The sequence below is a fragment of the Neopusillimonas aromaticivorans genome, from assembly GCF_030344915.1.
GTDB lineage: Bacteria > Pseudomonadota > Gammaproteobacteria > Burkholderiales > Burkholderiaceae_B > Neopusillimonas > Neopusillimonas aromaticivorans.
The window spans coordinates 572,484-586,782 of sequence record NZ_CP128233.1; the positions used below are offsets into that span (position 1 = coordinate 572,484).

At 58.4% G+C, this 14,299-nt stretch carries 6 protein-coding genes and 7 pseudogenes; 7 read left to right on the forward strand and 6 right to left on the reverse strand.

The features are described from left to right. Window positions 1–33: 33 nt before the first annotated feature. The 3 genes and pseudogenes from N7E01_RS19600 to N7E01_RS03025 form a co-directional block, all read right to left on the reverse strand. On the reverse strand, window positions 34–666 hold the full coding sequence (locus tag N7E01_RS19600) for a fumarate hydratase C-terminal domain-containing protein (RefSeq protein WP_491565767.1): 633 nt from the start codon (window positions 664–666) through the stop codon (window positions 34–36). After that, window positions 645–1,561, reverse strand: a pseudogene (locus N7E01_RS19605) (fumarate hydratase). Before N7E01_RS19605 ends, N7E01_RS19600 begins: the two are co-directional and overlap by 22 nt. A gap of 44 nt (window positions 1,562–1,605) precedes the next feature. After that, window positions 1,606–2,373 carry a crotonase/enoyl-CoA hydratase family protein gene (locus tag N7E01_RS03025; protein ID WP_289174592.1) on the reverse strand — a complete coding sequence of 256 codons (768 nt, stop codon included), beginning with the start codon at window positions 2,371–2,373 and terminating at the stop codon, window positions 1,606–1,608. Between the two features lie 244 nt (window positions 2,374–2,617). On the opposite strand from N7E01_RS03025, the gene glyQ reads away from it, so the two are divergent. The 7 genes and pseudogenes from glyQ to N7E01_RS03060 all read left to right on the forward strand — a co-directional run bounded on the left by glyQ (window position 2,618) and on the right by N7E01_RS03060 (window position 9,492). Next, a complete protein-coding gene (gene glyQ, locus N7E01_RS03030; RefSeq protein ID WP_289174593.1) occupies window positions 2,618–3,520 on the forward strand; it encodes a glycine--tRNA ligase subunit alpha in 903 nt (300 codons plus the stop codon). Continuing rightward, window positions 3,520–5,659 (forward strand): annotated as a pseudogene (glyS, locus tag N7E01_RS03035) (glycine--tRNA ligase subunit beta). Before glyQ ends, glyS begins: the two are co-directional and overlap by 1 nt. Continuing rightward, window positions 5,656–6,192: a D-glycero-beta-D-manno-heptose 1,7-bisphosphate 7-phosphatase gene (gene gmhB / locus N7E01_RS03040; protein WP_289174594.1), complete on the forward strand. Its 537-nt coding sequence runs from the start codon at window positions 5,656–5,658 to the stop codon at window positions 6,190–6,192. The pseudogene glyS and the gene gmhB overlap by 4 nt, the downstream one beginning before the upstream one ends. A gap of 2 nt (window positions 6,193–6,194) precedes the next feature. Continuing rightward, window positions 6,195–6,921 (forward strand): annotated as a pseudogene (locus tag N7E01_RS03045) (lysophospholipid acyltransferase family protein). A 171-nt stretch (window positions 6,922–7,092) separates the two neighbouring features. Continuing rightward, the gene (locus tag N7E01_RS03050) at window positions 7,093–7,785 is read left to right on the forward strand and encodes a M48 family metallopeptidase (RefSeq protein ID WP_289174595.1); all 693 of its coding nucleotides are present in this window, start codon (window positions 7,093–7,095) and stop codon (window positions 7,783–7,785) included. 13 nt (window positions 7,786–7,798) lie between these two features. Next, a pseudogene (gloA, locus tag N7E01_RS03055) lies at window positions 7,799–8,193 on the forward strand (lactoylglutathione lyase). Between the two features lie 70 nt (window positions 8,194–8,263). Continuing rightward, window positions 8,264–9,492, forward strand: a pseudogene (locus tag N7E01_RS03060) (nucleoside recognition domain-containing protein). Here N7E01_RS03060 and rsmA read toward each other — a convergent pair. The 3 genes and pseudogenes from rsmA to N7E01_RS03075 all read right to left on the reverse strand — a co-directional run bounded on the left by rsmA (window position 9,461) and on the right by N7E01_RS03075 (window position 14,185). Next, window positions 9,461–10,261, reverse strand: a complete 801-nt coding sequence (gene rsmA, locus N7E01_RS03065) for a 16S rRNA (adenine(1518)-N(6)/adenine(1519)-N(6))-dimethyltransferase RsmA (RefSeq protein ID WP_289174596.1) — start codon at window positions 10,259–10,261, stop codon at window positions 9,461–9,463. The pseudogene N7E01_RS03060 and the gene rsmA overlap by 32 nt on opposite strands. Before the next feature lie 24 nt (window positions 10,262–10,285). After that, a pseudogene (locus N7E01_RS19245) lies at window positions 10,286–11,763 on the reverse strand (peptidylprolyl isomerase). Then, window positions 11,760–14,185: pseudogene (locus N7E01_RS03075) on the reverse strand (LPS-assembly protein LptD). The pseudogenes N7E01_RS19245 and N7E01_RS03075 overlap by 4 nt, the downstream one beginning before the upstream one ends. Window positions 14,186–14,299 lie beyond the last annotated feature (114 nt).

A 14,299-nucleotide genomic window follows, 5' to 3' on the forward strand; every position in this document is an offset into this window, starting at 1 on the left:
ATCACACAAATGCACTGACCGGCAAGGGTTCAATCAGCCTTTCACCGGCATGATTGAAATATCGGCAATACGGGCTGCCCACTCTTTCGGGCCGGTCTGGTGTACCGACGTGCCCTGGGAGTCCACCGCTACCGTCACTGGCATGTCCTTGACGTCGAACTCATAGATGGCTTCCATGCCCAGGTCTTCAAACCCGACGACCTTGGCACCGCGGATAGCCTTGGAAACCAGGTAAGCCGCACCACCCACCGCCATCAGATAGGCCGACTGGTGCTTGCGAATCGACTCGATGGCGACCGGACCCCGTTCAGCCTTGCCGATCATGGAAATAAGGCCGGTTTTCTCAAGCATCATGTCGGTGAATTTGTCCATGCGGGTTGCCGTAGTGGGGCCTGCGGGGCCAACCACTTCATCGCGTACCGGGTCAACCGGACCCACGTAGTAAATGACGCGATTCTTGAAATCAACCGGCAGCGGTTCACCGCGTTCCAGCATTTCCTGGATACGCTTGTGGGCGGCATCACGGCCCGTCAACATCTTGCCCGACAACAGCAAGGTCTGACCGGGCTTCCAGCTGGCCACCTGCTCTTTGGTGAGCGTATTCAGATCAACCTGGGTTGACTTGTTGTAATCGGGAGCCCAGTTCACATCGGGCCAGTCAGACAAAACGGGGGCCTCAAGACAGCCGGGCCGGAGCCATCGAGCACAAAATGACAGTGACGGGTCGCTGCACAGTTCGGGATCATGGCCACGGGCTTGGATGCCGCATGCGTCGGGAACGTCTTGATCTTGACGTCAAGCACCGTGGTCAGGCCACCCAGACCCTGGGCGCCGATACCCAGCGCGTTGACCTTTTCGTACAATTCGATACGCAGCTCTTCGAGCTTGTTCTGCGGGCCACGGGCCAGCAATTCGTACATATCGATGTCTTCCATCAGGCTTTCTTTGGCCATCAGCATGGCTTTTTCAGCCGTACCCCCACGCCAATACCCAGCATGCCCGGTGGGCACCAACCCGCCCCCATGGTGGGCACGGTTTTAAGCACCCAATCGATCAGGGAGTCGGAGGGGTTGAGCATGACAAACTTGGATTTGTTTTCCGAACCGCCGCCCTTGGCCGCCACCTGAACGTCAACGGTATCACCTGCCACCAGTTCAACATTGACGATACAGGGGGTGTTGTCACGCGTGTTTTTACGTGTGAACAGCGGGTCGGCCAGCACCGAGGCACGCAAGGGGTTGTCAGGGTTCAGGTAACCACGGCGCACACCCTCATCGCACAATTCCTGCATGGGACGCTGAGAATCAATACGAACGTTCATGCCGATCTTGAGGAACACATTGACAATGCCGGTGTCCTGGCAGATGGGGCGGTGCCCTTCGGCTGACATGCGCGAGTTGGTCAGAATCTGGGCAATGGCATCTTTGGCGGCCGGGCTTTGCTCACGCTCATAAGCCCGGGCCAGGTGCTGGATGTAGTCAGCGGGATGGTAATAACTGATGAACTGGACCGCGTCAGCAATCGACTGGATCAGGTCATCTTCTTTGATTACGGTTGTCATGATGGGCTTCTATCCGAAAGGAAAGGTTCTGTCTGAAAACTTGATTACTTGCCTTGCCACACGGGCTTGCGCTTTTCGGCAAATGCGGTCGCACCTTCTTTGGCGTCCGCGGAGTCAAAAATAGGCTGAACGCGCGGGCGCTGGAGGTCGAACATGTGAGACTGCTGCCAGTCTTGGGACTCGAGTACGATACGCTTGGCCATCTGAACAGCCAACGGGCCGTTATCACCCACAATGGCGGCCAATTCCATGGCGCCTTCAACCGCCTTGCCCGGTTCAACCAGACGATTGACCATGCCAAAATGGTACGCACGCTCGGCTGGCAGCATTTCGCCGGTCAGGATGTACTCCATGGCGATGTGATAGGGAATACGCTTGGGCAAGCGCAACATACCGCCCGAACTGGGAACCAGCCCGCGCTTGGTTTCGGGCAGACCAAAATTCACATTGTTCGCCGCAACAATCATGTCGCATGCCAACGCCAGTTCACAGCCACCGGCCAGGGCATAACCCTCAACGGCGGCGATAAGGGGTTTTTTCGGGCTTTTTTCACATAAACCACCCAGACCGCGTCCTGGCACCAACGGACGCTGACCGGTCTTGGCAAAGGCTTTCAGATCCATACCCGATGAAAACGTGCCACCGGCACCGGTCAGGATACCGATAACGACGTTGTCGTCGGCATCCAGCGCATCGAAGGCCTTGGCCATTTCGTGGGCTGTTTCAAAGTTGATGGCATTTCGAGCCTCGGGACGGTTGATGGTGATGACCATCACGCGGCCGACCACTTCGGTTTTAACCAGATCTGTCATGTAAAAAGCTCCTGGCACACGGATTGTGCACGCAATTGAAAATGATCGATAGCTCAATATCATACGACCTTTCAGGCTTCAACCAAAAATCGGTCGTGGCAACAAACGGCAACGGCAAGACCTGAAAAACACGGCCACACACCCTTTGAAAGCAGCGTGCAAACGGCCCGCAAGCGGTGAGCACGTGAAGCACGCTAAAATTGAACCCTTTTTTTGCGGAATTCCCCGTTTTTGGCTCTCGCTCATGCTCACGTTTCAGCAAATCATCCTGACGCTCCAGAACTACTGGGATCAACAGGGCTGTGCCCTGCTCCAGCCTTACGATATGGAAGTTGGTGCCGGCACCTCTCACACCGCCACGTTCTTGCGGGCCATTGGCCCAGAGCCTTGGCGTGCCGCCTACGTTCAACCGTCACGGCGCCCCAAAGACGGCCGCTACGGCGAAAACCCCAATCGTCTTCAGCACTACTATCAATATCAGGTGGTGCTCAAGCCTGCGCCGTCCAACATTCTTGACCTGTACATCAACTCGCTCAAGGCCTTGGGCATCAACCCCGACGAGCACGATATCCGCTTTGTCGAAGATGACTGGGAAAACCCCACGCTGGGTGCCTGGGGTCTGGGTTGGGAAGTATGGCTAAATGGCATGGAAGTTACCCAGTTCACCTACTTCCAGCAGGTTGGCGGTCTTGACTGCACCCCCACCACGGGTGAAATCACCTACGGTCTTGAGCGCCTGGCCATGTACCTGCAAGGTGTTGAAAGTGTGTATGACCTGGTCTGGACCCAAAGCGCCGATGGTCGCAAAGTGCTGTACCGTGACGTATTCCACCAGAACGAAGTGGAACAATCCACGTACAACTTCGAACATGCCTCAACCGACATGCTGTTTGCCCACTTCAATGACTACGAAGCCGAGGCAACCCGCCTGATCGCGGTACCGTTGGCCCTGCCCGCCTACGAAGCCGCCCTGAAAGCGGCCCACACGTTCAACATGCTTGACGCACGCGGCGCTATCAGCGTCACCGAACGTGCCGCCTACATTGGCCGCATCCGCAACCTCTCGCGCGCTGTTGCGCAAGCCTATTACGATTCACGCGAAAAACTCGGTTTCCCCATGCTTGATAAAACCCCGGAGGCTGTGTAATGACAACAGCCCAAACCCGCCCCCTGCTGGTTGAACTGGTCACCGAAGAGCTGCCACCCAAAGCACTGAACACGCTGGGTAAAGCGTTTGCCCAGGGCATTCATGCGGTGCTTGAAAAGCACCACCTGCTGGCCGATGGCAACGTTACCACCGACTACGCCACCCCGCGCCGTCTGGCGGTACACCTCAGCCATGTTCTGGTGCAGGCCCCCGAGCAGTCGTTCACCGAAAAACTCATGCCCGCCAAGGTTGGCCTGACCCCCGACGGGCAGGCCACACCCGCCCTGGTTAAAAAACTCGAAAGTAAAGGTCTCGGCCATTTGCTGCCTGCCGACCTGGTCAGCGAATCTGACGGCAAGCAAGACTATCTGTATGCGAAAGGCACAGCACCTGGCGCATCACTGGCCGAATCACTGCAAGAAGCGCTTGAGGCCGCAATTGCCGGGTTGCCGATCCCCAAAGTCATGCGTTACCAGCTAGAGGATGGCGTTACCAGCGTCAAGTTCGTACGCCCTGCCCATCACCTGCTTGCCCTGCATGGCACCGATGTCGTCCCGGTGGCCACGCTGGGTCTTACCGCCGACCGCATCAGCAACGGCCATCGCTTCATGGGTCAAGCCACGCTGTCGATCCAGTCAGCAGACACCTGGGTGCAGCAACTGGCCGACGAGGGTCGTGTCATTGCGTCATTCGATGACCGACGCAACGCCATTGCTGCTCAGTTGGCCAGCCAGGCACAGGCCTTGGGCGGCACCATCGGCACCGGCCCCGAAGTCGACGCCTTGCTTGACGAGGTCACCGCCCTGGTCGAACACCCCACGGTGTACGCCGGTCAGTTTGACCCGAAATTCCTCGACGTTCCCGCCGAATGCCTGATCCTGACCATGCGGCTTAATCAGAAATACTTTCCGCTGTTTGAGCCTGCCACCGGAAAACTGACGCACCGCTTCCTGATCGTCAGCAACATGCAGGTCAACGACCCGCGCCACATTGTTGAGGGTAACGAGCGGGTCGTGCGTCCACGCCTGGCCGACGCCCAGTTTTTCTTCGACACCGACCGCAAGGCAACGCTTGAAAGCCGGGTTGATTCGCTGGCCAACCGCGTTTATCACAACAAACTGGGTTCACAGCGCGAGCGGATCGAGCGCGTGCGCGCGATTGCCCGCCATATCGCCGGTTGTCTTGGCGGTAACGAAGCCCATGCCGACCGCGCGGCCCTGCTGGCCAAAGCCGACCTGAATTCAAATATGGTTGGTGAGTTCCCCGAGCTGCAAGGCATCATGGGTGCGTATTACGCAACCGCCGACAACGAACCCGTCGAAGTGGTCACCGCGATTGGCGAACAATACCGCATCCGTCTTGATGCCGCTGTCACTGCTGCCACACTGACCAGCACCATTCTCTTCATTGCCGAGCGTGCCGAGACGCTGGTGGGTATCTGGGGCATTGGCCTGGTCCCCAGCGGCGAACGCGACCCCTATGGGTTGCGTCGGGCTGCCCTGGGCATCATCAGTGCCTTCGAGCAACTGGCCGCCGGTGACTACCTCGGCCCTGGCAAACCGAACCAATTGTCACTGCGCGACTTGCTTGATTTCACCGCGAGTACATTTGGCGCCCACCCGCTTGACGCCGGCACCGTCAATGACGTTGCCGGGTTCATTTACGAACGCTACCGCAACCAGTTAGGTGCCGATCACGACCGTAACGTCGTCGATGCTGTGCTTGAACTTTCCCCCGCTGCACGAAGTGCAGGCACGTGTTGCAGCCTGCGGTACGTTTGCCCAAATGCCCGAAGCCCAAAGCCTGGCAGCGGCCAACAAGCGCATCACCAATCTGCTCAAGAAAGCCGATGCTGTCCCCGAGACGATTGATGCGTCGCGTCTGTCCGAGCCCGCCGAGCAGGCTCTGGCGGCCAAGATTGATCAAGTATCGCCGAAGGCGCAGCAGCAATTTGCCCAGGGCGACTTTGCCGGCGCTTTGTCGACGCTATCGGAAACCCGTGAGGCTGTAGATCAGTTCTTTGCCGACGTCATGGTCATGGCCGATGACCCGGCCGTGCGCGCCAATCGTCTGGCTTTGCTGGGCCAACTGGGGCGTCTCATGAACCAGGTCGCCGATATTTCAAGGTTAGCGCAGTGAAACTTGCCATCATCGACCGCGACGGCGTCATCAATCACGACAGTGACGCCTACATCAAAAGCCCCGACGAATGGGTACCCATTGAAGGCAGCCTCGACGCCCTTGCCCGCCTGTCACGGGCAGGCTGGAAAGTCGTCATTGCCAGCAACCAGTCGGGGTTGGCGCGCGGCCTGTTCACCATCGAATCCCTCAACGCCATTCATGCCAAACTCCGGCATGAACTGGCGCAGGCCGGTGGCACGATCGATGCAATTTTCATCTGTCCCCACGGGCCTGACGATGGCTGCGAATGCCGTAAACCTCGTCCCGGTATGTTTCTCGACATTGCCCGGCGCTACGACATCAGCCTGCAAGATGTACCTGCTGTCGGCGACTCATGGCGCGACCTTCAGGCGGCATCCACCGCCGGCTGCACCCCATGGCTGGTCATGACCGGAAATGGCCAGAAAACCTGGGACAAGGGCGACCTGCCCAGTGGCACCCAGGTTCGGGCCAACCTGGCTGAAGTGGTTGACGCCTGGCTGGAAGGTTAATCATGGCCGCGTTGCGATCAAGCCTGTACATGCTCTTCCTGACGGTCACGGTCATACCGTACGCCTTCGCTTGTCTGCTGTGGTCACCCCTGCCCTTGCGCTGGCGCTACCGGCTCACCATGGGTTGGCCACGTCTGGCGGTCTGGGGAGCCAAGGTCATTGTCGGTATTCGTTGGGAAATCAAAGGCGCTGAAAACTTTCCCGATGGCCCGGCCGTTGTTCTGGCCAAGCACCAGTCGGCATGGGAAACGCTGTTCCTGCCGGCCTACTTGCCCCGTCAGGCCTGTTTTGTCTACAAAAAGAATTGCACCGCGTTCCTTTCTTTGGATGGGGCCTGGCCCTGCTGCGCATGATCCCCATCGATCGCGGGCGCGGGCGTGATGCCTTTGAACAAGTCGTCAAAGTCGGCCGGGCACGCCTGAACGAAGGTCGCTGGCCCGTCCTGTTTCCGGAAGGAACCCGCATCGCACCCGGTCAAACCGGTCGCTACAAAGGGGCGGTGCCCTGTTGGCCACCCGCACGGGTGCACCGGTTATCCCCATCGCACTGAACGCCGGCGAATGCTGGCCCAAAAACGCGTTCATCAAAAAGCCAGGCCTGATCACCGTCTCGATCGGCCCGGCCATTGAAAGCACCGGCCTGGATGCCGAGACACTGAATACGCGGGTACAAGCCTGGATTGAAGCGGAAATGCGGGTACTCAACCCGGAGCGCTATGGCAAAGGCTGATCAGCTGTCGCTGTTCGACGCCTTGCCGGCCAATCCGGCCCCGGCCACATCTGTCATCCCCCTAAACCCAAGGCGACAGATCCGGTCAAGATCGAACCGCCACCTACGCTGCCTATCGGTGCCAAATGGCGTGAAATCAACACGCCCATTCAACCTATCGGATTCACACTGATGCGGTCACGCCGACGCAGCATCGGGCTTCAGATTACCGATGATGGGCTGCGTGTCACCGCGCCGCAATGGATAGGCCTACGTCAGATTGATGACGCAGTACAAAGCAAAGCGGCCTGGATCATCGACAAGCTGGGGCACTATCAGTCGCGCAAAGAGCGCCTCGCCCTGGCCGAAACACAATGGCGAAACGGCGGGAAAATACCCTATCTTGGCCAACAAATTGTGCTGTCGCTGGGTGAGCAGCTAGACAAGCCGTGGCGCTACCATGGTGACCCGTTGACACCCAAAGACGGGGACACACTGGGGCTTGGTTTACCGTTAAGCGCCGACCACGCCCGTATCCGCGATAGCGTCGACATCTGGTTGCAGGGGCAGGCAAAATTCTGGTTCTTCCTGCGCCTGGAAGATTTCCATAAACGTTTTGGCCTGGCTCCCAGTCACTGGCGATTGTCTTCGGCCTCTACGCGTTGGGGGTCATGCAGTTCGCAAGGACGCATTATGCTGAACTGGCGACTGGTGCACTTCGAGCCTGCCATCATTGATTATGTGATTGCCCACGAACTGGCGCACCTGAACTTCATGGACCACAGCCGCAATTTCTGGCAAGAGGTCGAACGCCTCTGCCCCGGGTTCCAGCATGCCCGGAACACCCTGCGCGGTCATCATCCGGCATCATTGCCCTTGCTTTAACAGGAGAATCTCCATGCGTTTACTTCACACTATGCTGCGTGTCGGCAATCTGGAAAAGTCCCTGGCGTTCTATACCGACGTCATGGGCATGCAGCTGCTGCGCAAAAAGACTACCCCGAAGGCCGTTTCACCCTGGCATTCGTTGGCTATCAACCTGAAGATGAGGGTGCCGTCATTGAGCTGACCCACAATTGGGATACCGATCATTACGAGCTGGGCACTGGCTATGGTCATATCGCCCTCGAGGTCGAAGACGCCTATGCCACCTGTGATGCCATCCGGGCACGCGGCGGCAACGTAGTTAGAGAGGCAGGCCCCATGAAACACAGCACGACGGTCATCGCGTTTGTTGAAGACCCCGATGGTTACAAGATTGAGCTGATCCAGCGTAAAGGCCGCCAGGACTGACGCCAAGCCTTTGTACCGGCGCTGACACCTCTCAGGACAGCCTACTTCAAAATTTCAAGGCAGTTTCTGCATGTTGAACGTACTCTGGCTGGCGTTTTTCCTGATCAGCGCCGCATCAGCACTTTTCCAATGGCTGGTCGGCGCCGACCCCGAGGTCTTTGCACGTATCGTACAAAGTCTTTTCAAAATGGCCGAACTTTCGGTCAACATCATGGTGCTGCTGTTCGGCACCTTGACGCTCTGGCTCGGGTTTCTGAAAATTGCCGAAGCGGCAGGTCTGATCGACGCCCTAGGTCGCTGGCTCAGCCCCTGTTCCGACGCCTGATGCCTGAGGTGCCGGCGGGCCACCCGGCGCTAGGCCTGATCACCATGAACTTTGCGGCCAATGGCCTGGGGCTGGACAACGCCGCAACGCCTATTGGCCTCAAGGCCATGCGTGCCCTGCAATCGCTCAACCCGCGGCCCGATACCGCAACCAACGCACAGATCCTGTTTCTGGTACTCAACACCTCGTCCCTGACTTTGCTTCCGGTCACCATCTTCATGTACCGGGCCCAGCAAGGTGCGGCTGACCCCACGCTGGTGTTTTTGCCCATTTTGCTGGCGACAAGCGCATCGTCACTGGCCGGCTTGCTGGCCGTCGCCCTGGTTCAGCGCATTCGCCTTACTGATCCGGTCGTCATGGTGTGGCTGGGCACGCTTGTGCTTGCACTGGGCGGTCTGATGGCCCTGCTGGCCACACTCAGTGCCACTGCCCTGGCGGCGCTTTCATCCTTGGCGGGCAACCTGTCCTTGTTCGGTCTGATTCTTGCCTTTTTGGTCGTTGGGGCCTGGCGAAGGGTCGGCGTTTATGATGCGTTTATCGATGGCGCCAAAGAAGGGTTTGACATTGCAAAAAGCCTGTTACCCTACCTGGTTGCCATGCTATGTGCCATTGGTGTTCTGCGTGCGTCTGGCGCGCTGGACGCCGCTCTGGATGGGCTACGCTGGCTGATCACGCAAGCCGGACTGGACAGCCGTTTTGTGGACGCCATGCCCACAGCATTGGCCAAACCGTTCTCGGGCAGCGCTGCACGGGCCCTGATGCTTGAAACCATGGAGCACTTCGGCGTCGACAGTTTCCCGGGGCTGCTGGCGGCAACGGTTCAGGGCAGCACCGAAACCACGTTTTATGTGCTGGCAATCTATTTTGGCGCAGTGGGCGTGCAACGGGCGCGCCATGCCGTAGGCTGCGCCCTGGTGGCCGACGTGGTCGGAATCAGTGCGGCTATCGGGGTGTGCTACTGGTTCTTTGGCTGAACAGGGCATCGGCCAGCGCCATATACTGCGTCACCGATACATCTTCGGCACGGGCGGTTTCCGGAATATCGAGACCCTGCCAATCAATCTGCCCCGACCAGTCAGACAAACTGCGCCGCAACATTTTCCGGCGCTGGCCAAACGCCTTGATCACAACCTGCTCGAATAAAGCCTGATCAAGCGGCCTGGGACGGTCTTGTGGTAACGGCACCATGCGCACTACGGCAGACACTACCCGTGGCGGTGGGTCGAATGACTCGGGTGGAACATCAAACAGCTTTTCCATCGCATAGCGCGACTGCAGCATGACGGACAAGCGGCTGTAATCTGACGAACCAGGCTCTGCCACCATGCGATCGATAACTTCGCGTTGCAGCATGAAATGCTGATCCACCACCCGGTCGGCATACTGCGCCAGATGAAAAAGCAAGGGGCTGGAAATGTTGTAGGGCAAATTGCCGACAACCCGCAAACCGCTGTCTTGGGCCAGCATTGAAAAGTCGACCGTCAGCACGTCGGCTTCGACAACGGTCAGACGCTCGGCACTGTAGCGATTGCGCAGTCGTGCAGCCAGATCACGGTCAATCTCGATAACGGTCAGATGATCCAGCGCCGCCAGCAGCGGGACGGTCAGGGCTGACAGGCCAGGGCCAATTTCAACGATGCGGTCGCCACGCGCTGGCGCAATCGCAGCGACGATTGAATCAATGATGGCCTGATCAACCAGAAAATTCTGACCGAAACGCTTGCGGGCCTGGTGTTGTGCCATAGGGTTGGAAAACCTGGAAAACGGTCAGCGGATCGGACGATTCGCGTTCTGGCGTGGTGCCAGGCGGTTGTCGATATAGGCACTGCCGCGAATCTGGCCCAGCCAGTCTTCGAACGCCGGCCCCGCCTGACGTTCAAACAGCATCTGACGGGCGCGCATGCGCTTGAACTCGTTTTCCATATCCTGAGTGCGACGGTCTTCAACTTTGATGACATGCCAACCGAACTGTGTCAGTACCGGCTCGCTGACCTCGCCCGGCGACAGGGTATCCATGGCTTGCTGGAATGGCGGTACAGTTTCACCCGGCGTCAGCCAGCCAAGATCGCCGCCCTGTGGTGCCGAAGCATCTTCCGAGGTGCGGCGGGCGACCTCGGCAAAGTCTTCACCCATGACGACGCGTTGCCGCAACTCGCGGGCACGATCCAGCGCGCGCTCGCGCGTGGTGCCCTGGTCGACCTTGACCAGGATATGACGCGCACGCGTCTGAGTCACCATCATTGGGCCTTCCTGGGCAAAGCCGTCCTGGCGCGCCGTAGTTGCCGGCGCGCGTTGTGCCTGCTGACCCGGTTCCGCCCCTCGGGTGGTCACCTTGAGAATGTGGAACCCGTTTCCACTTTGGACGATTTCGGCAACACCACCTGCCGGCACATTGGCTACGGCAGACAGGAAAAGATCAGGCCATCCATCAGCCGGGCGCACGCCCAGACTACCCCTTCAAGCGCCTCGGGGCCATCGGACGATGCAGCGGCAACACTGGCAAAATCAGCACCGCCACGCACGCGCGCCAACAGGCTTTCTGCCTTGGCGCGTAACTCGCGAACCTGCTGCGATGAAGCGCCCTCGGGGATTTGCACCAGAATCTGCGCCAGCCCCAGTTCGCGCGGCACCGCCTGCTGGGCACCACCGGCCTGGCCAACCGGTCCGACGCCACCCGCACCACGGGACTGGCCCTTGAGGAACGCGTCAACTTCGGCATCGGAAATCAGGATACGGCTGTCAACGGCACGCTGACGCACGGCATCTGTCAGGATTTCCTGACGCAACGAGGCCAGGTAATACGACCAGTTCACACCGGTTTTCTGGATTTCGGTACGCAACTGCGCCACCGACATCTTGTTGCGCTGGGCAATGGAGCCCACGGCCTGGTCCAGTTCCTGGTCGGAAACCGCAACCCCCATCCGTTTGGCTTCCTGACGGATGAGCTCTTCGGTGATCATGCGCTGCAGCACCTGACGCCGCAACGTTTCGGCGTCGGGGGCTTCAATTTTCTGGAATGCCAATTGCTTGCGCACGGTTTGCACTTCAGTGTCGACCTGGTGCAGGGTGATGACACGCTTGTTGACCACGGCGGCAATACCATCGGCAAAGCGCTGTGCCTGTGCCGCCTGGGGCTGCGAGGCACGGTTGGTCTGGGCAGAGGCTGGCGAAATGACCGAGCACAGCCCGACAACAGGGACCAACAGCGCAGCAAGCCGACGGTTGATTTGCACACGACGCATTATTCATACCTCTCGAAGGTGGTTTTTCTGGGATGGGTGGAGTAACAGGTTCGTAACCCGCAATATTGCGACGCAAGAACCCCATCGAATCAGTACCCAGCGAACCCAGACCATTGAGCTCAAGCTGGAGGAAGACGGCTGTATTTTTGTCACCCAGGGCGACCGAATAGCGCTGGAAGACAAACCGGGCGGCCCAGCAGCAATCGCCTTTGTATTCAAGCCCCATGATGGTTTGCGTCGAACGCTTTTCCTGGATGGAATAATCAAGACGGCCCATAAAATACAGCTTGCTGACCACAGGCCACTGCGTGGAGATCACCACATTTTCTTTTGAGCGGTCGACATAGCCGGGGACACGATAACCGGCCGGGTTGGAGATTTGTGCCGGGTCCCGCTCGTAGCGATAGGTTGCCGACAACGTCGCCAGGCGTTTCGGATTCCAGCGCAAACCGGCCGTCATGCGATTTCGATCATTGGACTCGGGGTTGAACTGCGCATCGAAACGGGTCGTCAACGTATCGGTCAGTGCGGCCGAAACGCCCACCAGATAGTCGGATCTTTTGTCTTCACGCGGTTTACCGCCGGGCAATGTAACCCGACGTTCGGAAAAATAGCGGCGCTGGGCAACCGACAACGACAAACGTTCAACCCCTGAGTTGGCGTCGAGCCAACGCGATGTCAGGCCGGCCGTCAGCTGGTTTGCATCCGCGATACGGTCCCAGCCGCCACTGAAATAATTTTCATCGAAGGCCTGGTCAAAGTTGAAGGTTGAGATACCCGTATCGTAGATGGGTATACCCGATTGATCACGGTAAGGCACTTTAAGGTAGTACAACCGGGGCTCAAGGGTTTGAACCGCATCTACACCAAAAAAGCTGGCATCGCGCTCGAAGGTCATGCCCGAATCAAGCGACAGGATAGGCACCACGCGCGATTGGCTGCGCGTGTAGCGCGGATACAAGGCGCTCCAGTTCTGGTTTGGACTGGCGTTGTACCAGTCGGTGTTGTATTGGCTCAGGTGCACGCCCGCTTTTGGGGTAATGTACCAGCCGGCCCGCACAATCGGGAATGCAATGGTGTTGTACGACTTGAACCGCGTACCATCAGGCCCCAGACGCTGGCCGTCAACATAGCCGGCGTAATCGGAGCCCCGGTCGTACTGGGGCAACACAAAACGCGTCACATAGTTGGACGACAGCAGATCAAAACCGTTCCAGTTGTAGCGCGTGCCGGTAATGTTCAGTTCGGGCTCTTTGTTGTAGGGCGGCATACGGTAGGCTGCGCCTGCCGTCGTGTCTTGAAGGGTCTGGTAGGTATAGTGCTGAACCGATGCCGCCCAATACGGGCTACCGGCCCAACCTAGCGTAAAAACGCGCGGCAGATAATCAATTGAAGCCTGGTTGATGCCAATCGTGGAAAAATCACGAAAGAAATTGTCATCGGACACCGAATTGACATCGGCCACGGCATACAGGCCGTTACCAAACGTATGTGTGTGCTGCCACGAGTACATCCAGCGATTATCGCGGGTTTCTTTGTCGTTGCTGAGGTACGAACCGGCCAGCTGACCACTGTAGTTTCGACCCAAATACCGGTATTCAGCACCCAGCTGCAGCCCGCGTTTCGACATGTAGCGCGGGGTGACGGTCAGGTCGTAGTTTGGCGCCAGGTTGAAATAATACGGCAGCGCGAACTCGTAACCTGAATTGCTTGACCCCCATAACTGGGGATCAAAAAGCCCGACTTACGCTCTTTGCGCAACGGAAACGACAGATAGGGCGAGGCCAGTATAGGCACCCCTTGAAATACAGCACGCCATTACGGGCCACGCCCTCGTTGGCTTCGGTATCGAAGTCAACACGCGGTGCCGAGATATACCAGGCCGGATCAGGACATGGGCAGGCCGTGTACGTCATATCCGTAAGACGCATCTGTGAACGACTGAAAATTTCAAGACGCTCGGCGCTGCCTGCTCCGCCCCCGCCCCCAACCAGAAGTCAGGGTCGGAAATTTCGCCCGTATCATTGTTAAGGTTGTAACGCAGCTCAGGGCCGCGCACGATGGTGCCATCGCGCATGATCAAGCCATTGCCACGAACATCAACCTGACCGGTATCGCGCTGATAATCGATGCGATCACCCTTCACGACCGAATCAATACGGCGCACTTCGGCGTTGCCTTCCAGGGTGAGTTTCCCGTCGGCGTCAGAATAAATACGATCAGACACCGTAAACGACGTCTTGTCGCTGTCATTGGCCGATGGCCTGACGCGCAACCGAGTCGCCTCGGACAGGCGGGTGGCCTGCCCCGCAGGAATTTCCGTGATGGTTAGCCGTGGGACCGGCGACTGTGCATCGCGGCCGCTGGCCTGTGCTGCCGACACGCTGCTTAACGCCACTAACACCGCCAACCCGACTAAACGCACAAGAATATCGCCCCAGAAAACAGATTATGATTTTGCCCTGACCGGCACCAGCGCACATCAACGTGATAACGGCAACCCGTTATTATAGAAGAAGCTGACCCGCTCAAAAAACCC